Source organism: Arthrobacter sp. PvP023, from assembly GCF_017832975.1.
GTDB lineage: Bacteria > Actinomycetota > Actinomycetes > Actinomycetales > Micrococcaceae > Arthrobacter.
The window spans coordinates 157,960-180,342 of record NZ_JAFIBI010000001.1 but is presented as its reverse complement, the minus strand read 5'-3'; the positions used below and the strand labels follow the sequence as shown (position 1 = coordinate 180,342).

Below are 22,383 nucleotides of genomic sequence, written 5' to 3'. Positions count from 1 at the left end.
ATTCAGGCCCGACTACCCAGGAGGAACGACATGACACAGGAGAACCAGGGCACGCCCATCGAGGAAGAAGGCGGCTACGGCACGCCCACAGTCGAGCAGGAAATGGGCGGTGCGGACACGAAGAAGTTCGCCCAGCCGCGTGAGGAAGAGGCCTTCGACGCGGCCGGCCTGAGCCAGGACAGCCCCGACGGCGAAACCTACCCCGCCGGGGCCCCTGACCTCAGCCAGTTCGGCGCCGAGGACCAGGACAGTGCAGGAGAACCCGGAGCGGGACGCTTCGGAGGAACGGAGGACCAGATGAACGCAGAGAACGAAAGCGCAGACCCCGGCTTTGAGCCGGAGAACACAGCGCCGGAGAACATAGGGCAGTCTGCCGAAGGCGACGCAGCGGTGCCGTCCGCGGAGGCCGAGATGGATGAGTCCAACACGGAGGATCCCGACGCCGGACGGCCGTTCTCCTCGGAACCGAACCAGGACGCGGCCGGGATTCCGGACGGCAGCGGCACTGACCTGCCGGACAGCAAGGCTCCCAAGGACCGGGACGACGATAGTTTCGACGCCGGGTAATTCGGTTCCGGATGAACTGCCCGTGCGGGCGGCTGCTGATGCGGCCGCCCGCATGCGTTTAAGGGAGTTAGGGGCGCTTTTTCGGCGTCCGCTTGGAGGCGGCGTTGATTGCGGCTTTGACTGCCGGGGGCAGCCCGGCCTGTTCGGTTTCCGGTTCCGCGACGCTGCCGCGGGCCTTCGCGATCGCCTTCATGCCGTGGTAGATCACCAGCGCGGCGGCGGAGCCCAGCGCGATGCCGGTGAACGTCAGTTCGCCGATGGTCCAGGTGTAGTTGGCGATGCCGATAATCAGGGCCACCGCTGCAGTGGTCAGGTTGACCGGGTTGGAGAAGTTGACTTTGTTCTGGACCCAGATCTTGACGCCCAGGATGCCGATCATGCCGTACAGCATGGTGGCGGCCCCGCCCAGCACGCCCGGGGGAACTGTAGCGATCAGTTCGCCGAATTTGGGGGAGAAGCTCAGGATGATCGCGAAGATGCCGGCCACCCAGTAGGCCGCCGTCGAATAGACCTTCGTGGCGGCCATGACGCCGATGTTTTCCGCGTAGGTGGTGGTTCCGGAGCCGCCGCCGAAGCCCGCCAGAACCGTGGCGGCGCCATCCGCCATCAGGGCGCGGCCGGAGACGCCGTCGAGGTTCTGGCCGGTCATGGCGGACACGGATTTCACGTGGCCGATGTTCTCGGCAACCAGCACCAGCACCACGGGCACAAAGAGGCCCACCACGCCAAGGTGGAATTCGGGAGTCTGGAAGTGCGGCAGCCCCACCCACGCGGCGGCGTCCATTTTGGCGTAGTCCACCTCGCCGCGGATCATGGCCACCACGTAGCCCACCACCACGCCCACCAGGATGCTGAGCCGCCCCAGGATGCCCTTGAACAGCACGCTGACCAGGATGATGGTGGCGAGGGTGATCGCCGCGGTGACGGGGGCGGCGTCGAAGTTGTTTTTCGCGGCCGGCGCCAGGTTCAACCCGATCAGGGCCACAATGGCACCGGTGACGATGGGTGGCATCAGGCGGTTGATCCAGCCGGCCCCGAATTTCTGGACCACGGCGCCGATGACGGCCAGCCCGGCGCCGGCGAGCACCACGCCGCCCAGTGCGCCCGGAATCCCGAACTGCTGCTGGGAGGCCATGATCGGGGCAATGAACGCAAAGCTTGATCCGAGGTAGCTGGGCACCTTGCCTTGCGTGATCACCAGGAAGAGCAGGGTTCCGATGCCGGAGAAGAACAGTGTGGTTGCAGGCGGCATGCCGGTGATGATGGGCACCAGGAACGTGGCGCCGAACATGGCCACCACATGCTGCATTCCCACCCCGATGGTGAGGGGCCAGGTGAGCCGTTCACCGGGGGCCACCACCTCACCGGGCCGGACCGACTTTCCGTTGCCGTGAAGCTTCCATTTGGTACCAAGCATGCTCATGGCCGGGAGCCTTTCAAAGAAATTTATGTCGGGAGCGGGGAAGGAATCTTCCGGAGCAACATTACCGCGCGGGCCGTGCGGTCCGCCGCTGTGGGAAACGTCACGCGCGGTCACGGGAAGAGGAATGATTCGCTTGAAGTTGCAACTATGGATAGCAGAACCGCCGGCCGCCTCCGGGTGCGCGGGCCCAGCGAAAGGCATGCAGATGACAATTGCCCATGAAGAAGCAGTGATCGACGCAGCGGCAGTGGACGCGATCTTCGCCGAAGCCCGTACGGCCAACGCCTTCACCGGCGAGGTCACGGACGAGCAGGCCCGCGCCATCTACGAGCTGACCAAGTTCGGCCCCACGGCTTTCAACTCCCAGCCGCTGCGCGTGACGTATGTTCGCTCCGACGAGGCCCGCGCGCAGTTGGTGGACACGCTGTCCAACGGCAACAAGGCCAAAACGGCGTCCGCCCCGCTTGTTGCCGTACTCAGCTACGACACCGCCTGGCAGGATCAGTGGGACAACTTCCTTCCCGGCTACAACGCGCCCAAGGCCATGTACGACGCCGCGCCGGAGCTCGCGGCAAGCACGGGAAACAACAACGCCCACCTGCAGGCCGGCTACTTCATCCTGGCCGTCCGGTCGCTCGGTTTCGCCGCCGGCCCGATGACGGGTGCTGATTTCTCCGCCATTGACGCGGCGTTCTTCCCCGCCGGGGACCAGAAGAGCTTCCTGGTGGTCAACATCGGCCAGCCCGGTCCCGACGCCTGGGGTGCCGCAAAGCCCAAGTTCGCTTACGAAGATGTGGTCCGCACCGTCTAGGTCCGCGCCAGCTCTCCGGAGCCACTTCCGATTCTAGTCAAAACCGCCCTCTGGCGACTGTGCCCGCCCTCCCGCGGGGGCGGCGCAGGCCGAACCGCCCCGTGGCACACTGGCCCTATGCGGAACCTGATTCTGGTGGCCTTCACCGAGCCCGTCTCTGACGGGCTCGTCTTTCCCCGCGACGACTGGCCCCTGCATATCACCCTGGTGAGGTTCGACGTCGATATGCGGTCCGGCGACGCCGTCACCGGAGTCGATGGGGGGAATGACGACGGCGGGCAGGGCGCCGGCCTCGCCGATCGGATTGCCGGACTTATCGACCAGCCCGTCCGGGCGGCCCTCGGTGCGCGGCTCACCATTGGCGAGGACGCCGGCTTCGGCCGGCAGGAATCCGTCCCGGTCAGCCTGGTCGAGCCCAGCCGGCCCTTGCAGGAACTTCACGAGTCACTGGTGGGAAGCGTTACGGAACTGCCGGGCCGGGTGCCCACGCCGCACCACATCCTGGACAGCTACCGTCCCCATGTGTCCCATCACGGTGACAAGCGTCCCCAACCGGGCGACGTCGTCGTACTTGACCGCGTGGCCCTGGTGGACATGGCGCCGGACGGAAACCATTCCGTCCGGCGCATCCTCCACCTGTGGGAACTTACGAAATAACCCCGTCAACAAGGGCCTTGGCTTCGGCCTGGACCTGCTTGAGGTGATCGGCGCCCTTGAATGACTCCGCGTAGATCTTGTAGACGTCCTCGGTGCCGGACGGGCGGGCGGCGAACCAGGCGTTCTCCGTGACCACCTTCAGGCCGCCGATGGACGCCCCGTTGCCGGGAGCCTCGGTGAGCTTGGCCGTGATCGTTTCGCCGGCGAGTTCGGTGGCGGTGACGTCGGACGGCGAGAGCTTGCCAAGCGCAGCCTTCTGCTCACGCGTGGCTGCGGCATCGATCCGGGCATAGACGGGGTCGCCGAACTGGTCCGTGAGGCCCTTGTAGAGCTGCGAGGGCGACTTGCCGGTTACCGCCGTGATTTCCGAAGCCAGCAGCGCCAGCAGGATGCCGTCCTTGTCGGTGGTCCAGACGCTGCCGTCCATCTTGTTGAACGAAGCGCCGGCGGATTCTTCGCCGCCGAACGCGCCCTCGCCGGACAACAGCCCGGGAACAAACCACTTGAAGCCCACCGGCACCTCGACGAGCTTGCGGCCCAGGCTTTCGGCCACGCGGTCGATGATCGACGACGAGACCAGGGTCTTGCCGATCACGGACTGCGGGTTCCAGCCGGTGCGGTGGCGGTAGAGGTAGTCGATGGCGACGGCGAGGTAGTGGTTCGGGTTCATCAGCCCCCCGTCCGGTGTGACGATGCCGTGGCGGTCGGCGTCGGCGTCGTTGCCGGTGGCGACGTCAAAATTTGCGCCGCTGGACATGCGGTTGATCAGCGAGGCCATTGCCGACGGGGAGGAGCAATCCATCCGGATCTTTTCGTCCCAGTCCAGGGTCATGAACGCCCACTGCGGGTCGACCGTGGGGTTCACCACCGTGAGGTTCAGGTGGTGGCGCTCGCCGATCTCGCCCCAGTAATCCACCGAGGCGCCGCCCATGGGGTCGGCGCCGATCCGGACGCCGGCCTCGCGGATGGCGTTGAGGTCCAGGACGGACGGGAGATCGTCCACGTAGCTGCTGAGGAAGTCGAACTTGCCGGTGGTCTCAGCCGCCAGGGCATCGGCCACCGGAATGCGCTTGACGCCGCGGAGCCCGTTTTCCAGGAGTTCGTTGGCGCGGTTGGCGATCCAGCCGGTGGCGTCGGTGTCTGCCGGTCCGCCGTGCGGCGGGTTGTACTTGAAGCCACCGTCACCGGGCGGGTTGTGGCTGGGAGTGACCACAATTCCGTCAGCCTGCGGGGCGCCGGCGGGGGCGTTCCGGTTGTGGGTGAGGATGGCGTGGCTCAGCGCCGGCGTGGGCGTGTAGCCGTGGCGGGCGTCGATCAGCACGTTCACGCCGTTGGCCGCCAGCACCTCAAGTGCGGAGTTCTGCGCCGGTTCGCTGAGGGCGTGCGTGTCCTTTGCCATGTACAGCGGTCCGGTGATGCCTTGGCCGGCGCGGTATTCCACGATCGCCTGGGTAATGGCCACGATGTGGGGTTCATTGAATGAAGCCTTCAGGCTGGATCCCCGGTGTCCGGAGGTGCCGAACGCAACGCGCTGGCCCGGATCGCTCAGATCGGGGGAAACATCGTAGTACGCATCCAGGAGCGCAGTGAGGTCAACAAGGTCTTGGGGTTGGGCAACTGTGCCCGCGCGGCTAGCCATGGCACCAGCATGCCAGACGACGGCGGGACGCAACACGCTTTGTCCGGAATCCGGCCCCTATGACGCCGAATTTCATCCGGCATTTACCAATTCATTCCTCTTTGCATTTATTTGGGGGCAGTAATTGGCTGCGAAAAAGCGAGTGGTGGCGGCAAAACTACCTATATACCGGCCGTCCCGCGGCTGCTACTTTTCTAAACAAATTACGACGGCGGGCCCTCCGCCGCCGTCAGCGTTGCGGCGAATCCAAGGGGAGGACATTCCATGGCAGCAGGCGACGGAGCGTCAGAACAGTCACGATTGGCTGCGGAACGGATCGCGCGGCTGAAGCGCCAGTTGGACCAAGCCGAACGTGCCGCCGAAACGTGGGGCGCCGGGGCGGAGGGGGAGCGCCGCACTGCCAGCCGGCTGGGCCGGCTGACCCCGGATGGCTGGTTCATGCTGCACGATGTCCACTGGCCCGGCCGGCCGCTGGCCAACCTCGACCACGTCCTGGTGGGGCCGGGCGGCGTTGTGGTGGTGGATGCCAAGAACTGGTCTGGCTCCGTTGAGGTCAGGGACGGCGTCCTCAGGCAGAACGGCTACTCGCGGAACCCTGCGGTGGACGGCGCCCTGGGGCAGGCGGCAGCCGTGGCCGCACTGCTCGGCGCGCCGCACCGGCGCCTGGTCCGCTCCATCATTTGCCTCACCGGCCACCCCGACTTTGCAGAGGTAACGGAATCCGGCGTCGAAGTGCTGGGCATCAACCGCGTGGTGGCACGGATTGCGGCCCTCCCTGCAGTGCTTGACCCGCAGACGGTGGTTGGCCTGTATTCGCACCTGGGACAGCAACTCACGCAGCCCCAGGCGCCTGCAGTGCCGGACGTCCGCGGGAACGCGGCCCGCAATCCCGTGCCTCGTCCATACCAGCGCGGGGCATATCCATCGCCGGTTCCGGCGCGCATCGGATACCGGTCCGCCGCGAGTCCCCCGCAACTCGGACACCAGGCCTCCACGGGCAAGCTGGCAGCCCTTTTGTGGAGCCTGCTGGTCCTGGGGATCGTGGCGTTCTCGCTCGCGGCGCCGCTCTGGAGCCGGTAGTCCCGGTTGGCCGGCATATCACGGGTGTATCACGGCAGCGCCCGCCCGGGCGACGCGTTGGTAGGCTGTTTATAGGCACCAAAAAAGGGATTTCCCAATGACTAACCAGCCTGCCCCCGGCGACGAGGGGACGCCCCAGGGCTACCAGCCACCGTCGTATATTCCGCCTCAGGGATCACAGCCCGTGCCGCCAATGGCCCCTTATGGCGAGCAGCCTGGATTTGGCCAGCAGGCCGGACCGTACGGCCAGCCGGGGTATGGGCAGCCGGAATACGGCCAGCAGCCCGGACCGTTTGGCAACGCCTACGGGCAGCCGTCCTATTACGGCATGCCGCCCGAGCCCAAGGGCCTGAGTATCGCCAGCCTGTGCTGCGGCATCGCGGTGTTCCTCGGGCTGGGTCTTTTCATCCTGCCGCAGATTGCCGCCGTGGTCCTGGGCCATCTGGCCTTGCTCCGGGAACCTGCCGGACGCGGACTCGCCATCGGAGGCCTGGTCCTCGGCTACATCGGCCTTGCGCTGACGGCGATTGTACTGACGTTTGCCGTGGCTGCGATCTTCGCGGCGGCCAACGCCGGGTACGGGTACTAGGCGGGTTCAGACACGCAATCAGGGAGTGTCCGGCGAAGATGCAGTCACCGTGGCACTCCCTGATTGACCATCGATTCGTAACAGACGCTGCTAGGAGTTTGGGCTCCCTTGCCGCGACCAGCTCATTCTCACCTGTAACTGATGGATGTGCCTGAAGTGGGCGACCATGTGATACGTCCGCCCTGGTAGTCCTGGGCAACCGACCCGCCGCCAATCGCGAACTCATTGGTGGTGGGGTAGCCGAGACGTCCGTTTTCCCAGCCCTGCGAGGCATAGGCGACACGGATGGCGCCTGCGTTCGTGCGGGCACCAGTTGTTGGAGACCAGTAGATGACGCCGCCCTGGAAGTTCTGGTAGACGCCGCCGTTCTTCAAGCCGGTGATCTCGTTGCTGGTTGGGTAACCAAGGAAGCCGTTCTCCCAATTGAAGGCCGCCCAAGTGGCCCTGATAGCTCCCTTGGTGATGCGGGCCCCGGTTGCCGGTGACCAGTGGATGACGCCGCCCTGGAAGTTCTGGTAGACGCCTCCATTCTTGAGTCCGCCGATTTCATTGCTGGTGGGGTAGCCCAGTCCGCCGTTTTCCCAGCCTTGCGCTGCCCATGCGGCGTCGATGGCGCCTTTGGTGATGCGGGCCCCGGTTGCCGGTGACCAGTGGATGACGCCGCCCTGGAAGTTCTGGTAGACGCCTCCGTCCTTGAGTCCGCCGATTTCATTGCTGGTGGGGTAGCCCAGTCCGCCGTTTTCCCAGCCTTGCGCTGCCCATGCGGCGTCGATGGCGCCTTTGGTGATGCGGGCTCCCGTTGCGGCAGACCAGTGAATGACGCCGCCCGGGTAGTTCTGGTAGCACCCGCCGGCTGCGAGTCCACAGGTTATTACGCCCAACGGCTGTCCCAAGCCCGGGGGGGCAGTGGCCGCCGCTGCTATGGCCGTGACCGCCTCAGCGGGCGCCGTAGCGGCGACATCCAGAAGCTCGAAGTCATCCGTTAGGAGCGTACCGGTGCCCAGAAGGTTCATGCCCATGCTGATCGCGGTTGCGCCGGCCGGGACAGGCGGTGTCAGATAGGTGGCCTGGGTCCACACGTTCGCGGGTGCGAAGTACGGGCTCCCGGCGCCCTGCCAATAACTCCACGTTCCCAAACCGGTCCGGTAGTACAGCTCAAACTGCGTGTTGCCTGTGGACTGATACCAGGCCTTGACCTGGTACTGATGCCCCGGAATCGCGCTTGGCGCGCATTCGCCGAGGTCCAGAGAGGGCAAAATCTTTCCATCACCGTCCGTCCAAGCAGTAATATCCAGTCTTCCGGCTACTGTGCCGGTATGCCCGGGGGTCGATGTGCTGAAAGTCCTGGTGTTAGTTCCCCAGCCGCCAGGGGCCCAGCATTGCGGGAGGCCGCCTGCCACCGGGCCGGGGGTCTCCAAGCCCGGGTTGTGAATCAGGTTCCCTGACGTCTGTGCCGGCGGGGCTGTCGGGCCACTGACGGCCGGCTTAAGTGCTCCGCCGATTACCTGGTCTACGGTCTTGACAGTGATGCGGCCGGCCGCTTGTTCATCCTTCAGGAAGGTGACGAAATCCGAGTAAATGGCGGTTGACACCGTGAGGGGATCGGTTGAGGTTCCTATGTGGTGGAACGTCAATTGGACCCATCCTCCGGCAGGCTGTGCCTTGAGGACTACGTCCTTGAGATTCTGGAGGGTCCAGGAGTTGTCCACCTGGTCCGGAGCCCGTGTTTCAAAGGGATCGGCAGGGGGGATGGCCTCCGCGAAACCGAAGCCTGCCGTCCCTACCACGTGGCTTTCCAGATCGCCCAGGCTGCGTGCGCTGTTAAAGCCGCAGTCTATGACAGCCTGCTTTGCGGCAGCGGAAATGGAGGCAAAGGGATAGGCGAAGCTTGTAACCCTGAATCCCTTGGTGGTCAGGTTCACTCTGTCATTGCAGATCTGACGCTTGACCTCATCCGCCCCGGCCAGGGCAAGGTCAGGGTGGGTAACGGTGTGGCCGCCTATTTCATTACCGGCAGTTTGGAGAGCCAAGGCCTGAGCGGTGGTCATGTATTCCGTGGCATCGAGATAGCCCGAAGGAGCGTAGAACGTCCCTTTCAACCCAGCCTGATTGAGGATCTGCGCCGCCGCGACTTGATCCGCATTCGCATCGTCAAAGGTGAGAGTGATGACCGGCGGGTCCGCTGCGTGGGCTGGAGCCGCAAAGAATGCGCCAGCCAGCACGCTTGCGGCGACTGCCACCACGCTGGCGGCGGCAGTCCAGCGCGTGAGCCATTTGTTTTCAGGGCCGGGGTCACGGCGTCGTTGGTAAGGCCGATGGTCTAGAAGTTTCATGTCTGCATCCCATAGCTAGGTTTAAGGCGACTAGCTATGCACAGGCTTCCCCCGCATCGCCGTTCCAAGGAACCCTCAGCCGCCTTGGTACTTTTCTGCATACTCACGGCTCGCTTGTTGAAAGCCGTGGACCGTTGCCAGCCCACTTCGGATACTATTCGGTAACACGCCGGGGGTCGTGAGTGTCCGCTACTGGACTGAAGAAGGCGAATTGCGAGTAGTGCAGGTAGTGCTACTCAGGACTACTTGGAAACCGTTAGGTACCGCGGATGCACGGCAGGGACACCTGGCCCGGCCGCGCCGAGGGTCCGGGCGTTGTGTCCCATCGGCAAGGTGCGGGCGGCGGATGGTTCCGTCCACCCGCACCACCCTCCTGGTGACGTCGCAACGCCGGCGTCGGACGCCTCGCCTGCGGCGGGACGGTAGACGCGGGGCTCACAACCGTCCCCTGCGCAGCCGGCTGGCGGGCGTTAGTCATCGGGTCAGCGCACGCCGGCCATGAGCTTCTTGATGACCGGCGAAGCGGCGGCGAGGCCGACGGCCAGCACCATGGCCGTGCCGCCGATGCCGATGAAGTACGGCAGTTCGTCCTGCGGGTTGTACAGCCCGGACAGGATGCCGGCCAGGGTGGTGCCGAGCGAAACGGACAGGAAGAACAGTGCCACCATCTGCGTGTGGAAGGCCTGCGGCGCCAGCTTGGTGGTAACGGACAGCCCGATGGGGGAGAGGAAGAGCTCCGCCAGGGTGAACAGGAACAGGATGCCCACCAGTGCCAGGAGGGGCGTCTTGCCGCTGCCGGCCAGCGGAATGAAGGCCAGGAAGGCCAGGCCCATCACGAACAGGCCGATGGAGAACTTCAGGGCCGAGCCGGGCTGCTTGTTGCCCAGCCGGGTCCATAGTGCTGCCATGACGCCGGCAAAAATGATGATGAACACGGGGTTGATGGACTGCACCCAGGCGGCCGGCATCTCCCAGCCGAAGAGGTTCCGGTCCAGCTTCTCCTCTGAGTACACGGCAATGAACGTGAACTGCTGCTGGAAAAGGGCCCAGAACGCTGCGGAGGCGATGTACAGCGGTATGAAGGCCACCACCCGCTTGCGCTCGATGCCTGTCACCTTCCTGCTGGAGAAGATCAGTCCGAAGTAGAGGACGGAAGCGCCGATGGCGGCGTACGCCATGGACATAGCCAGGTTTTCGGCGTTCACGGCGCCGGTGGCGAGGAGAACCGCCACCACGGCGGCGATGCCCAGGAAGATCAGCCCGTACCTGGTGCGTTGGGCCGCCGGGAGCGGGTTGGGCACGTGGTGCGCCGCTTCGGGGAGCTTCCCGCGTCCCATCGCGTAGATGCCCAGGCCAAGGGCCATGCCGACGGCGGCCGCGCCGAAGCCCCAGTGGAACCCCTGGCTTTCCTGCAGCCAGCCGGTAACCAGCGGGCCGATCAGCGCGCCGGCGTTGATGCCCATGTAGAAGATGGAGAAGCCTGCGTCGCGGCGTTCGTCCTTCTCCCCGTAGAGAGTGCCCACCAGCGCGGTGGCATTGGCTTTGAGGCCGCCCGAGCCGACGCCCACCAGCACCAGACCGGCGATGAGTCCGGGAATGCCCGGGACAAGCGCCAGGGCGATGTGGCCCGCCATGATCAGGACTGCCGAGCCGAACAGGACCCGTTCCGAACCGAAGAGCCGGTCAGCCAGCCACGCGCCCAGAATGGTGGAGAGATAGACTCCGCCGCCGTAGGCGCCCACCAGTCCGGCGGCCAGGCCCTGCTCAATTTCGAGGCCGCCCTGAGCGGCCGTGAAGTACATGTAGTAGAGGAGGATACCCTGCATCCCGTAGAAGGAGAAGCGTTCCCACATTTCTACCGAGAAGAGGCTGGCCAGCATCTTTGGGTGGCCAAAAAATGACGTATCGCCCGGCGTTGTAGCGGGGCGATCAGATAAATGAGTTGTGCTCATTTACTTAAGGGTGGCACCCGGCCGCGCGATTGTCACATTGCCGCTGGCAGGAAAGCAAGGAGGACGCGCCGTCAAAACCCGATCTGAGCCGCCACTTGCAGCAGGACCTTCTCGGATCCCGCCGGCCCCACCAGCTGGATGCCCATGGGCAGTCCGGCGCCCGGTGACCCGCCCGTCCAGTGCACGGGGATGCTGATGGCGGGCAGGCCGCACACGTTGACCATGCTGGACCACGGCGCGTACTCGCATTGCTTCCGGTAGTCGCCGTCGGCGTCGCCGGCCCATTCCGAGACGGGCCAGTAGCCGTCCCCGTGCGAGGCTCCCGTGAACCAGCCCACGGGACGGGGCGTCTGGGCCAGCGCCGGCATCAGCATGAGGTCCCACTGCGTGTACTGGGCCACGGTGTCCCGTTCAAACTGCCGCAGGAAGCCCAGGGCCTCGTTGAGTTTTGACGCGCTCCGCTGCTGGGCGCGGCGCCGGAACGTGCGTGTGAGCGGGGTCAGGAGGGCTTCGCGCTGCGGCGCAATCCGGGCGTTCCCGACGCCGGCGGTCCACGCCGTCGTGAATGCATCCGGGTAGCGGTTGTCATACCGGACGGCCGCTTCGGCGGTGGTGTGGCCGGCCGCTTCCAGCAGGCGGACGCCTTCGTTGAGCGCATCCATGGCTTCCGCGGCCGGCGTAAACGGAAAAATGGCCTGCCAGGGGCTGTCCAGGCTCACGCCGATCCGCAGCGGGCCCGGCGGCCGGGACACGGACGCAAAGTAGCCGCCGGCTTCGGGCGGGGCCACCAGGGCGTCCAGCATCAGGGCGGCATCCCCGGCTGACCGGGCCAGCGGGCCGGCCACCACCAGCCGGGCGGGATCGCCGGTGCTTTCACCGGCCGGGACGAGTCCGCGCCCCGGTTTCAGGCCCACAAGCCCGCAGGCTGCTGCCGGGATCCTGACGGAGCCGCCGCCGTCGGACCCCGGAGCGAACGGAACCAGGCCTGCGGCAACCGCGGCGGCGCTTCCGCCCGAGGACCCTCCGGAGCTGCGGCTCAGTGCGTGCGGATTGCGCGACGGCGGTGCGATCAGGTTTTCGCTGTAGGCGGTCAGACCGAACTCCGGAACCTGGGTCTTGCCCAGCGAGATGGCACCGGCACCCTTCAACACCGCCGCCAGTGCGCCGTCCACGGACGCAGGTTTGTGCTCCAGGGCCGCGCTGCCGTGGGTGGTCACCACACCGGCCACATCCGTCAGGTCCTTGAAGGCCACCGGCATGCCGTGGAGCAGCGGAAGCTGCCCGGCTGATCGGGCATAGCGTGCGTCCGCGTCCGCGGCGTCCGCCAGGGCCTGTTCCCCGGTCACCGTGATGAAGGCGCCGAGGCCTGGATTCCGGGCCTCGATCCGGGCGAGGAAATGCTCCGTTACCTCCCGGGCGGAGAGTTCTCCCGAGTGCAGGGCGTCGCGGAGTCCAACCGCTGAAAGTTCGTGGATGTCAGCCAAGGAAACGGGCCTCCAGCCGCTCTTCGGCGGCGGTCGCGGCGCCACCTTGGATATCCCGGGTGACGCGGTACGCTGCCTTGCCCCGCACTTCGGTGACCGCCTCCGCAAGGTCAGTGCCGAAGTAGACCAGCCCCGCGCCGTCGTCCGTGCAGTGGGTTTCGCCCAGCGTGCCGTCGGCCACCAGCCGGTGCACCAGCGGGCGGCGCTGGACCTCCGAGTCGTAGTGCACTCCGTTGGCATATGGCAGGAATCCCAGGGCGTTGGTCACCGGTCGCAGCTGCGGGCCGTACGAATCGGTGGTGCCGCCCTGGAACCAGCAGATGGACCCTGCCGAGACACCGGCGAGGACCACGCCTGCTTCCCACACGCGCCGCAGGATTTCGTCGAGGCCGTGCGCCCGCCAGACTGCCAGGAGGTTCACCACCGAACCGCCGTTGACCCACACCACGTCCTGTTCCAGGAGGTGCGCTTCCGGGTCGTCGATGCTGGGCATGGTGAAGAGATTGAGGTGGCTGAAATCGAAGCCGGCTATTTTGGCGGCCTGGTCCAGTTCCGCGTTGAAAGAGCGCTGGTCACCCGCCGCAGTGCCGATGTGCGTCACGCGCGGGGCGCGCCCGGCGACGCCGGAAAGTTCGACGGCGTGGTGCAGCAGGGCGTCAAACTCCAGCCGTGAGCGCCGGCCGGCCTTGTATCCGCCGGACGTGGCCAGGATGGTTGGCTGTTGGGCTGCCATCGACGATTCTCCTTTGCGGTCCATTGAAGCGTAACGTGCCCCGGATTCGGCGTGCCCGCCTCCCGCGGAGGCTACGCTGGAGGCAGACCTGCATTCTCCGGAGAGGACTTCCATGAGCGACTTCGAAACCGTGACCGTGACCGACGTTCCCGCCGACGCCAGAATCCTTGACGTGCGGGAGGACTACGAGTGGTCGGCCGGACACGCCGAAGGTGCCCTGCACATTCCACTGGACCAGCTGCCCGCCCGGCTCGGCGAGCTGGACCCTGACGAGGACGTGTACGTCATCTGCCGCACCGGCGGCCGTTCCTTCCGGGCGGCCAAGTGGCTCGTGGGCCAGGGCTATTCCGCTTACAACGTGGCCGGCGGAATGGACCAATGGCTCGAGTCGGGCCTGCCGCTGGTTTCGGACAACGGCCTCAAGCCCGTCATCCTCTAGCACGCGCCCTGGTACACGCGGCACCAGCATTTCCCCATGGGCCGCCCCACCGGGCGGCCTAGACATGATCACGAAGGACAGTCCATGCCCGCCCAACCCGTCACCTACACTTTCCTCGGCCCGGAGGGAACCTTCACCGAGGCTGCGCTGATGCAGGTGCCGGGTGCAAGCGAGGCAGTCCGCATCCCCTCATCCAACGTGAACACCGCGCTGGACAAGGTCCGTGACGGCTCCGCCGATGCCGCCATGGTGCCCATCGAAAATTCCGTGGAGGGCGGCGTGACGGCAACACTGGATGCCATCGCGTCCGGTGCGGAACTGCGGATTGTCCGGGAGGCGCTGGTGCCCATCAGCTTCGTCCTGGTTGCCCGCCCCGGCGTGGAAATCGCGGATATCCGCCGGGTCTCCACCCACGGCCATGCCTGGGCCCAGTGCCGGCTCTGGGTAGAAGCGAACATGCCTGATGTGGAATACATTCCGGCCTCCTCCACCGCAGCCGGGGCCATGGGGCTGCTGGACGCGGACGGCGTCCATTACGACGCCGCCATCTGCGCCCCGATCGTGGCGACAGAGCAGCCCGGACTGCACGTGCTGGCGGAGAACATCGGGGACAACCCGGGTGCGGTAACGAGGTTTGTCCTGGTCAGCCGGCCCGGCGCGCTGCCCCACCGCACCGGAGCGGACAAGACCACCGTGGTGGTTCCGCTGCCAGAGGACCGACCGGGTGCGCTGATGGAGATCCTGGACCAGTTCGCCACCCGCGGCGTGAACCTCAGCCGCATTGAATCACGGCCCACCGGGCAGTACCTTGGCCACTATTTCTTCAGCATCGACGCCGACGGCCACGTGGAGGACGCGCGTGTGGCCGACGCCTTGGCGGGATTACACCGGATCAGCCCCGCCACCCGCTTCCTGGGGTCCTACCCGCGGGCGGATGCGCAGAGCCCGGACGTGGCTCAGCACACCTCCGACGAAGCATTCCAGGCTGCACATGAATGGGTGGCAGGGATACTCAAAGGGGCATCGATCGAGCCTGTTCATGCCCCGCAAGGTTCGCCCACAGCTTAGGCAAATGCCCTTCCGGGTACTTCCCCGCCTGCACCGCAGTGCGTATGCTTGCCTGATCCATTGGGGAAGGCCTCTACCGGAAGGAGCGGGTCATGTCAGGATCCAGCAGCGACAACGACGGTCAGGGAATGATTGTCAATCCCAAGCCGACTGCCGATAACCAGGACTGGGACGGAGACGACGCGGACAGGGCGGATCGCCTGCGCTTCGAAGAGGAGCAAGCCATGATCCGTGAGCAGTCCGAAGCCCGTGCCGCGGCAAAGGCCGCAGCGGAGGCAGAAGAGAAGAAGGCCAGCGCCTAAGTCCCAGGTCTCCGCAGACGGCTTCCCTCCGGGGTGCCTACTGCGGAGCCGACGCTTCCCTTGCGGGCGTTTCGCCGCCCTTGCGTTCCGGAACCCGGACCAGCAGGGACCGCGGCTCCACCTGAACCGTAACGTCGGTCGCCTCGCCGCACGGGTCGCCGTCGACCTGGGTGGCCACCGGCTCGGCGCACTTGATGACGATCTTGCCGGAGCGGTAGTAGCTCATCACCGGCAGGTTCCCCTTGTGCTTGAACATGATCTTTGTGTACATCGCGATCCATCCGATGGCGCTGCGGGGGCTCATCACCACCACGTCCAGCATGCCGTCGTCGATCATTGCCTGCGGAATGAAGTCGATGCCGCCCGGAATGAGGCCGCAGTTGGCGAACAGCACACTGCGGATCTTCCGGGACTGTTCCGGCTGGTCGTCCAGGGCGATGGACACCTTCTTGCGCCGCCCGGGCAGATGCCGGACTCCGGCCTCCGTGTAGGCGAGCCAGCCCACCGCCTTTTTCAGCCCGTCGTTGGTGTCTCCGACGACTTCGGCATCCATGCCCATGCCGGCAATCACCAGGAATGCGTGCTCTGACGAGGCGCCCGTCCGGGAGTTCCTGATACCCATGCGGGCCGTGTCGATGTGCCGCTGGTGCCCAAAGAGCGCTGTCTGGATGCTGCCGTGGAGATCGTTCACATCCAGGTGGATGTTCCTGGCCAGCAGGTTTCCCGTGCCCAGCGGGACCAGGCCCATGGGCACGTTCGTGCGGGCGAGCTTCTCAGCCACCACGCGCACGGTGCCGTCCCCGCCGCCCACGAGGACGACGTCGGCCCCGCTTGCGACTGCCGCCTCGGCCTGCGCGTATCCGGGGTCCTCGGCCGTTGTCTCGAAAAAGAGGGGGGCTTCCCAGCCGGCGGACAGGCAGGCGCGCTGGATGAGTGCGCGGGCTTCCGACGATTTCGCCTTGACCGGGTTCATCACCACGGCCACCTTCTGCTGCACCATGCCCGGATGGTGCGTGTCCTCCTGGACGGCACTGCGCGTATGCAGTGCCTTCAGCCGCCGCACGCCCCACCAGCTGGAGACCGCGAAAGCCAGGGCCGCAGCAAGGATGAGGTAGAGCAGCCAATCGTTCATGGTGCTCCAACACTATCCCGCGCGGACGTCCGCACCGGCGTCCGTACGGCCCACCGCGTCATGGCGGGCGGATTCGATACTCTTGTCTGGTGATCGACGTAAAAGACCTCAGCGAAAATCCGGACAAGTTCCGTGCCAGCCAGCGCGCCCGCGGCGCCGACGAGTCCGTGGTGGACGCGATCGTCTCGGCGGACGCGGCAAGGCGTGCGGCTTTGATCCGCTTCGAAAACCTCCGCGCCGAGCAGAATGCGTTCGGCAAGAAGGTGGCGCAGGCCAAGGGCGATGAAAAGCAGGCCCTGCTGGCAGAGGTCAAAGTCCTGGCCGCATCGGTCAAGGCTGCTTCGGCTGAGGCGGACGTTGCCCAGGCCCGGCAGGAGGAACTGCTCCGCGGTATCCCCAACCTGATTGAAGACGGCGTTCCCGAAGGCGGCGAGGACGACTACATTGTGGTCAAGACCGTCGGCGAACCCCGCGAGTTCCCCGATTTCGAGCCGAAGGACCACCTGGAAATCGGCGAGCTGATCGGCGCCATTGACATGGAGCGCGGCGCCAAGGTGTCCGGTTCACGCTTCTACTTCCTCCGCGGCGTGGGCGCCCGGCTGGAGATGGCCCTCCTTCAGATGGCCATGGAACAGGCCATTGACGCGGGCTTCATCCCCATGATCACCCCCACGCTGGTCCGTCCGGAAACGATGCAGGGCACCGGATTCGACGTCAAGCACGACGCCGAGATCTACCGTCTCGCGGAAGACGACCTGTACCTGGTGGGCACCTCGGAGGTTGCCCTGGCCGGGTACCACGCGGACGAGATCCTGGACCTTTCTGCCGGCCCTATCCGCTATGCCGGCCAGAGCTCCTGCTACCGGCGCGAGGCGGGGTCGCACGGTAAGGACACCCGCGGCATCATCCGTGTCCACCAGTTCAACAAGGTGGAAATGTTCATCTACACCACGGTGGAAGAGGCCGCCGCCGAACATGAGCGCTTGCTTGCGTGGGAAGAGGAGATGCTGGCCAAGTGCGAGCTCCCGTACCGGGTGATCGATACCGCCGCCGGCGACCTCGGCAACTCGGCGGCCCGCAAGTTCGACTGCGAAGCCTGGGTGCCCACGCAGGGCGCCTACCGCGAACTGACCTCCACCTCCAACTGCACCACCTTCCAGGCGCGCCGCCTGAACATCCGTGAGCGCGTGCTGAACGAGGACGGCGCCCCCAAGGGGACCCGCGCCGTCGCCACCCTGAACGGCACGCTGGCCACCACCCGGTGGATCGTGGCCATCCTGGAACACCACCAGAATGAGGATGGCTCCGTGAACGTCCCGCGGGCACTCCAGAAGTACCTGGGTGGCCTGGAAGTACTGCCGGTGCTGTAGCCGGCGCCGCGTTTCCTAGGCTTGTCCGCATTTCCCGCCCTTCACGGGCATGATGCGCGTACAAGCCTAGGATTCGCCGGTTCGAGGCGGCATGACTCTTCCTCCACACCCCGCCGCTTCCACATAGCGCACCGGTTCCGGCGACACCTGCGGCCTGGTGCTTCAAGCTGTTGGCATGGAAATCCCGCCCGGCTTGATCGACTCCGCCGCCGTACTGCGCACACGGGCCGGCACCGATTCAATTCACCGCGAGTTCCGGGCTGGCAGGCTGGTGCGGATCCGCCGCGGGTTCTACGTGCGCACCACCGATTGGATCCGTGCCCGCCCTTCGCACCGCTTCGCGTGGTCGACGGCGGCGGTTGCCAGATCGGTCAAGGGCGCCGTGCTGTGCGGGGAGACAGCCGCCCTGGCCAGCGGCCTGCCTACGCTCAAGACCCCCGCCTGCGTCGAGCTCGCCACAACCCTGCCCGGGCGCAGCGGGACGAGGCGATCGCCGCTTCTGGTGCTGGGCGAGGAGAGCACGGCCAAGGAAGTCCGGGACAAACGCTCTTACCCGCTCCGGTATTGCCTCAAAGCAGTGGTGGAGCCGGTGCAACATGGTGAGTTTCTGTGCACAGGGCCGGTGCAGACTGCGGTGGATGTCATGGTGTCGGGCAGGCTGAGCAATGCATTGGTGGTTGCTGATGGCCTGGCCCGAAGAATGCACAACGAGGGCGTCCTGGCCGCTGACGCCAGGCTTCTGGACGTGCCCGGAATTGCAGACTGCATCGCCGCCCACCCGCACGCAGCTGCCCGGCGTCGTGCGGAACTGACTGCAGGACTCGCCAGCCCGTTGGCTGAGTCCGTCGGCGAGTCGTACAGCCGTGCGGCCTTTGAATATCTTGGCTTCGAGCAGCCGGCGCTTCAGCATGTCTTCAGCGACCATCATGGCTTCATCGGCAGGAGCGACTTCTGGTGGCCAAGGCAAGGTGTTGTGGGGGAGTTCGACGGCAAGAGCAAGTACGTGGATGCGGCCCTTCGTGGCGGTGTCACGGCGGAAGAAGCCGTGTACCTCGAGAAACTCCGCGAATACCGGATCCGCGGCCTGGGTTATGGCTTCGCGCGCTGGGGCTGGACGGATGTGGATAACCCTGAACTCTTGAGGCGCAAGCTCCTGGCAGCCGGGCTGCGTCCGCGGAACCCTCGCTAGTCTGCGCATCCGAACGCTCAGGGGCCGGTCCTGCAAATAAGCTTCGGAACGGCGCCTGGGGCGGGCGGTCGGGGCCGCGGGGTGACCAACCGGTAAACACCCACAGTGTGGACAAGCTGTGGGTGTTTACCACAAGTTCACAGTGGCTGTGGCGTGCGTCCTAGCGGGCGTACCGGGGCGTCTGCTGTACTAGGTGAATGACAACATTGACTGAAACCTCAGTCGCTGGCAACGACGACCAGCGAAACAACGGCAAGAACGACCCCGCACAGAAGCTCATGGTGGCACTGGATGTCGACGGCACCCTGGTCAACCATGACGGCCACATGTCGGCTCCCGTGCGTGATGCGGCCCAGGCGGTTGTGGCGGCCGGCCATGAAGTCCTGATCGCTACCGGCCGGTCCCTGAATGCCACCCTGCCCATCATCGAGCAGATCGGGATCGACACGGGCTACGCGGTGTGCTGCAACGGCGGCGTGACGCTCCGGCTCGATCCGGCCCACCCCGACGGCTACGAAGTCATCCGCAAGGCCACGTTCGATCCGGGCCCGGCGCTCCGTGCCCTCCGCAAGCGGCTGCCCATGGCCAAGTATGCGCTGGAGGACGAGCACGGCAACTTCCTTTCCACCGAGCGCTTCCAGGACGCAAGCTTCGGCGTCGAGGCAATCGGCGTGGACTTCCAGACCATGCTGGATGCCACCGCTGTCCGCGTTGTGGTGTTCAGTTCAGAGAACACATCCGAAGAATTCAACGAGGCGATCAAGCACATCGGCCTCTCCGGCGTCACGTACTCGGTTGGCTGGACCGCCTGGCTGGACATCGCCGCCGAAGGAGTGACCAAGGCCAGTGCCCTGGAGCACCTGCGCGGACACCTGAGCATCGAGTCCCACCTCACGGTGGCGATCGGTGACGGCCGCAACGACATCGAGATGCTTGCGTGGGCCGGCCGTGGCGTCGCCATGGGCCAGGCCCCCGACGAAGTGCTTGCCGCTGCAGACGAGGTCACCATGTCCGTCCACGACGACGGCGCTGCGCACGTTCTCCGCAGCCTGCTTTCCTAAGCGGCTGCTTCCAGGGCGCCGGGCCAAGGGGCTGCCGGGGCTCAGCGGACCTCGAGGATCAGCTGGAGCAGCCGTGCCGCGGCCGGGCGGGCCGCGTGTTCCTCGTTCCACTGGGCCCTTGCCACGGCCTTGCTGACGGCCTGGGTGGTAATGCCAAGCTCCTGGGCCACAGCCTTCTGCTGGCCCCGCACGCCGGGTGTCAGCAAATCGAGGACACGCCACTCTGCGGCGCTGCGGTCATGCACGATGTGGCCGAGGAGCTTCAGGACAGCCTCAGCTTCCGCGGCGAGATCGGCGAACGGACCGTCAACGGCAACGGGGACGCGTTCCTTGCCGTTCCGCAGACGGTCCACGGCGCGGCGGGCGTAGATCAGTCCGTGCCCGGTGGCGTCCTTGATCTGGTTGGGCAGCGGCTCATTCACCGGCCCAACACCGATCCCCACGAACCAGCTGCCGCAGCGAAGGGCGATCAGGGCCGCCTCCACCGCCTGGTGCGGGAACTCGACGATGCCCTGGACCTCGTCCTCAACTGACCGGTCGAAGTCAAGGCGCGCCGGTATGTGCCGCAGGTCCTTGAGCAACTGCGGCACCCGGTCGCCGTCGCGCCGGCTGTCCGTTTGGTTGATGGTCAGCGTGAACATTGTGGATCACAGACTACCCGGTGGCGGCCCGGGCGCAGCGGGAATGTGACAGGCGGACATCTCCGCGCTGCCGCCGCCCACCCTGGCGGCGGCGGTTCCTGACCATGCACCCATCATCTAGTCCAAAGACACCGCGGAACGGACGACGGCGGGCGGCAGCGCTTGGAATGCGGATGCGGCATCCGGGCCGCCAGCATTTCTCAGGCCCTCCTGGATCTTGCCCACCAGATGGTCAGGGCTGTTCCGTGTGGTGAAGGTGAAGAAACGGAGAGGCCTCCCGGCGTCCGTTCCTGCCGGAGCAACAACGGAACGAAGGGTTCCGGCGTCGATGTCCTCCCAGAAGATTGCCCTTGCGGCGTGCTTTTGGCTGTAGCGGTAGAGAAGGCCCCGGTCGAAAACGAGGATCCATCGGAAGCTCCAGAGGAGCGTTAGCGACCAGAGGACCAAGCCCGTGAGAATGCTCACCACAGCGTATAGCGGGAGGTTGGAGAATAGTCCGGGACCTCGGGAGGACGTCGGCTGGCCCGTGAACTCGGCTACGGCGGCGAAGACGAAGCCTGCGCCGATGAACCACGGCATGAGCTTCCACCTGACGTGCCATGACAGCTCCGTGTACTGCAACAGGCCCAGTTCTTGCCCATACTGTCGCTCCGCCCGGCGTGCCAGCCAGGTCCTTCCGGGTTCAGCCACGCCGGTTGCCGTTGCCGTAGAGGTTGGGCAGCCGATCGTGCTGTCCAGCGGCCGGCTGTTCAGCGGCAACAAGCTGGGGATCCCGGACCGGGTCCGCCCCGCGGGCAACGCCTGACCGGACGTCCACGGCAGTGAACTTCGCGTCAAAGGTGTCCCCGCTGCCGCCTCCGAGTGCGGAGGCGAACGCCATCAGCATGTAGGCGGGTGCGAATGACCAGCAGACGGCGCGCCAGCCGCCCAGCCAGGCTCCCGACGTCGTGCCGTCCGCGATTCTGACAGAACGCATCCCGGCGGCCGCGTCGCCCAGGCTGCCGGTAGTCCCCATGATCATGCCGTAGGCAAAAAGCACCAGTAACCAGACGGCTGCGAGGGCTGCGACGAACAGCCCGTCACTGGACAGCAACGCCAGTGAGACTGAGCCGAGTGCCAGATTCTGGACCAAGGAGTTCAGCACTGCCATCAGGATTCCTGAAACAGCCATCACAACGAGGGCATCCAGAGCCCGGCCCCAGAAGTGAGGCCAACCCGGCTTAGGCACGTAGGACGCCCCGGAGACGGTGTGCCGACGGACCGGGCGTCCGGTGGCGGGGTCGACCAATTCGGTGTTCCGGGCAAATTTTTCGTCAGTCGTGGCCATGACGGACTTAGTTGACGGGGGCCGGAACAGCGGGGAGCCGCTGGTCAAGCGTGATGTGGCGGGCCTGGGGGCCGTTCATCGTGGGGCTGGATCCCCCTGCGGCGGCGAGTAGCAGGAACAGGCCAACAACCGGAAAAAGCACCGTGCGGGAAAACATGACCCAGCCGGACCGCCAGATTCCTGGTTTTTCGCCTGAGGAGAATCGCACCACGCGTGTGCCCGCCGCCAAGGCGCCCAGGGATCTGCCGCCGGGGCAGAAGAACCCGTAGGGCCATGGCGTGACCAGCCAGGCGGCGATGGCAGCCGTCACGGCCGTGCCCGTTGTTCCTGCGTCGGAACCGGCCATTGCCCCGTAGGCACCAGCCGCCACAACGGCGATGAGGCCGAAATCCACGCCCCATGCCCCGAACTGCTGCCACGCGCTTGCCTTCACCGACGCACCGTTGCCCAGCCTGGTGCTTCTTTCATGGACCATCGCCACGTGGGTTCCCCTTATTCCAACGTCGAATCGAACAAACCGACCCTACACCGGGGTCTATTGCATCGCGATGGGCAGCACAACCCACCCCGCCCGTAGGTTGTGCCC

22 protein-coding genes are annotated in these 22,383 nt (G+C 65.9%); 11 read left to right on the top strand and 11 right to left on the bottom strand.

The features are described from left to right. The first annotated feature begins 30 nt into the window (after positions 1–30). A complete protein-coding gene (locus JOE31_RS00800; protein ID WP_209741701.1) occupies positions 31–567 on the top strand; it encodes a hypothetical protein in 537 nt (178 codons plus the stop codon). A 67-nt stretch (positions 568–634) separates the two neighbouring features. Here the strand turns inward: JOE31_RS00800 and JOE31_RS00795 are convergent, their stop codons facing one another. Further along, positions 635–1,990 (bottom strand): uracil-xanthine permease family protein, encoded by a 1,356-nt coding sequence (locus tag JOE31_RS00795; RefSeq protein WP_209741700.1) that lies wholly within the window; start codon positions 1,988–1,990, stop codon positions 635–637. Between the two features lie 205 nt (positions 1,991–2,195). On the opposite strand from JOE31_RS00795, the gene JOE31_RS00790 reads away from it, so the two are divergent. Continuing rightward, positions 2,196–2,801: a malonic semialdehyde reductase gene (locus tag JOE31_RS00790; protein ID WP_209741699.1), complete on the top strand. Its 606-nt coding sequence runs from the start codon at positions 2,196–2,198 to the stop codon at positions 2,799–2,801. A 117-nt stretch (positions 2,802–2,918) separates the two neighbouring features. Next, complete coding sequence (locus JOE31_RS00785) at positions 2,919–3,458, top strand: 2'-5' RNA ligase family protein (RefSeq protein WP_209741698.1); 540 nt, start codon at positions 2,919–2,921, stop codon at positions 3,456–3,458. Here JOE31_RS00785 and pgm read toward each other — a convergent pair. Next, the gene (pgm, locus tag JOE31_RS00780) at positions 3,448–5,097 is read right to left on the bottom strand and encodes a phosphoglucomutase (alpha-D-glucose-1,6-bisphosphate-dependent) (protein ID WP_209741697.1); all 1,650 of its coding nucleotides are present in this window, start codon (positions 5,095–5,097) and stop codon (positions 3,448–3,450) included. The two genes, JOE31_RS00785 and pgm, sit on opposite strands and share 11 nt — an antisense overlap. A 264-nt stretch (positions 5,098–5,361) precedes the next feature. On the opposite strand from pgm, the gene JOE31_RS00775 reads away from it, so the two are divergent. Both JOE31_RS00775 and JOE31_RS00770 read left to right on the top strand, forming a co-directional pair. Continuing rightward, entirely contained in the window at positions 5,362–6,177 is an 816-nt protein-coding gene (locus JOE31_RS00775; RefSeq protein ID WP_209741696.1) for a nuclease-related domain-containing protein, read from the top strand. A 97-nt stretch (positions 6,178–6,274) separates the two neighbouring features. After that, entirely contained in the window at positions 6,275–6,766 is a 492-nt protein-coding gene (locus tag JOE31_RS00770) for a DUF4190 domain-containing protein (RefSeq protein WP_209741695.1), read from the top strand. Between the two features lie 128 nt (positions 6,767–6,894). Here JOE31_RS00770 and JOE31_RS00765 read toward each other — a convergent pair whose 3' ends face one another. The 4 genes from JOE31_RS00765 to JOE31_RS00750 form a co-directional block, all read right to left on the bottom strand. Continuing rightward, positions 6,895–9,099, bottom strand: coding sequence for a polysaccharide deacetylase family protein (locus tag JOE31_RS00765; RefSeq protein ID WP_209741694.1), 2,205 nt, complete (start codon positions 9,097–9,099; stop codon positions 6,895–6,897). 482 nt (positions 9,100–9,581) lie between these two features. Then, entirely contained in the window at positions 9,582–11,051 is a 1,470-nt protein-coding gene (locus JOE31_RS00760) for a peptide MFS transporter (RefSeq protein ID WP_209741693.1), read from the bottom strand. Positions 11,052–11,122: 71 nt separating this feature from the next. Beyond that, complete coding sequence (locus JOE31_RS00755; protein WP_209741692.1) at positions 11,123–12,535, bottom strand: amidase; 1,413 nt, start codon at positions 12,533–12,535, stop codon at positions 11,123–11,125. Continuing rightward, positions 12,528–13,268, bottom strand: coding sequence for a peptidase E (locus tag JOE31_RS00750; RefSeq protein WP_209741691.1), 741 nt, complete (start codon positions 13,266–13,268; stop codon positions 12,528–12,530). Before JOE31_RS00750 ends, JOE31_RS00755 begins: the two co-directional genes overlap by 8 nt. Positions 13,269–13,380: 112 nt before the next feature. On the opposite strand from JOE31_RS00750, the gene JOE31_RS00745 reads away from it, so the two are divergent. The 3 genes from JOE31_RS00745 to JOE31_RS00735 all read left to right on the top strand — a co-directional run bounded on the left by JOE31_RS00745 (position 13,381) and on the right by JOE31_RS00735 (position 15,077). Further along, a complete protein-coding gene (locus JOE31_RS00745) occupies positions 13,381–13,707 on the top strand; it encodes a rhodanese-like domain-containing protein (protein WP_209741690.1) in 327 nt (108 codons plus the stop codon). Positions 13,708–13,791: 84 nt separating this feature from the next. Further along, the gene (gene pheA, locus JOE31_RS00740; RefSeq protein ID WP_209741689.1) at positions 13,792–14,775 is read left to right on the top strand and encodes a prephenate dehydratase; all 984 of its coding nucleotides are present in this window, start codon (positions 13,792–13,794) and stop codon (positions 14,773–14,775) included. A gap of 92 nt (positions 14,776–14,867) precedes the next feature. Then, positions 14,868–15,077, top strand: a complete 210-nt coding sequence (locus JOE31_RS00735; protein ID WP_043429215.1) for a hypothetical protein — start codon at positions 14,868–14,870, stop codon at positions 15,075–15,077. A 37-nt stretch (positions 15,078–15,114) separates the two neighbouring features. Here JOE31_RS00735 and JOE31_RS00730 read toward each other — a convergent pair whose 3' ends face one another. Continuing rightward, the gene (locus tag JOE31_RS00730) at positions 15,115–16,209 is read right to left on the bottom strand and encodes a diacylglycerol kinase family protein (RefSeq protein WP_209741688.1); all 1,095 of its coding nucleotides are present in this window, start codon (positions 16,207–16,209) and stop codon (positions 15,115–15,117) included. Positions 16,210–16,298: 89 nt separating this feature from the next. Here JOE31_RS00730 and serS point away from each other — a divergent pair, with 89 nt between their 5' ends. From serS to JOE31_RS00715, 3 genes are all read left to right on the top strand, one after another. Then, positions 16,299–17,579, top strand: coding sequence for a serine--tRNA ligase (gene serS / locus JOE31_RS00725; RefSeq protein WP_209741687.1), 1,281 nt, complete (start codon positions 16,299–16,301; stop codon positions 17,577–17,579). Between the two features lie 175 nt (positions 17,580–17,754). After that, entirely contained in the window at positions 17,755–18,768 is a 1,014-nt protein-coding gene (locus JOE31_RS00720) for a hypothetical protein (protein WP_209741686.1), read from the top strand. Between the two features lie 197 nt (positions 18,769–18,965). Continuing rightward, on the top strand, positions 18,966–19,829 hold the full coding sequence (locus JOE31_RS00715) for an HAD family hydrolase (RefSeq protein ID WP_209741685.1): 864 nt from the start codon (positions 18,966–18,968) through the stop codon (positions 19,827–19,829). Positions 19,830–19,870: 41 nt separating this feature from the next. Here the strand turns inward: JOE31_RS00715 and JOE31_RS00710 are convergent, their stop codons facing one another. The 4 genes from JOE31_RS00710 to JOE31_RS00695 form a co-directional block, all read right to left on the bottom strand. Then, on the bottom strand, positions 19,871–20,470 hold the full coding sequence (locus JOE31_RS00710) for a MarR family transcriptional regulator (protein ID WP_209741684.1): 600 nt from the start codon (positions 20,468–20,470) through the stop codon (positions 19,871–19,873). A gap of 117 nt (positions 20,471–20,587) precedes the next feature. Beyond that, positions 20,588–21,160 (bottom strand): hypothetical protein, encoded by a 573-nt coding sequence (locus JOE31_RS00705; RefSeq protein ID WP_209741683.1) that lies wholly within the window; start codon positions 21,158–21,160, stop codon positions 20,588–20,590. Then, complete coding sequence (locus JOE31_RS00700; RefSeq protein ID WP_209741682.1) at positions 21,153–21,797, bottom strand: RDD family protein; 645 nt, start codon at positions 21,795–21,797, stop codon at positions 21,153–21,155. The genes JOE31_RS00705 and JOE31_RS00700 overlap by 8 nt, the downstream gene beginning before the upstream one ends. 7 nt (positions 21,798–21,804) lie before the next feature. Next, the gene (locus JOE31_RS00695; RefSeq protein WP_245199316.1) at positions 21,805–22,272 is read right to left on the bottom strand and encodes an RDD family protein; all 468 of its coding nucleotides are present in this window, start codon (positions 22,270–22,272) and stop codon (positions 21,805–21,807) included. Positions 22,273–22,383: the final 111 nt, after the last annotated feature.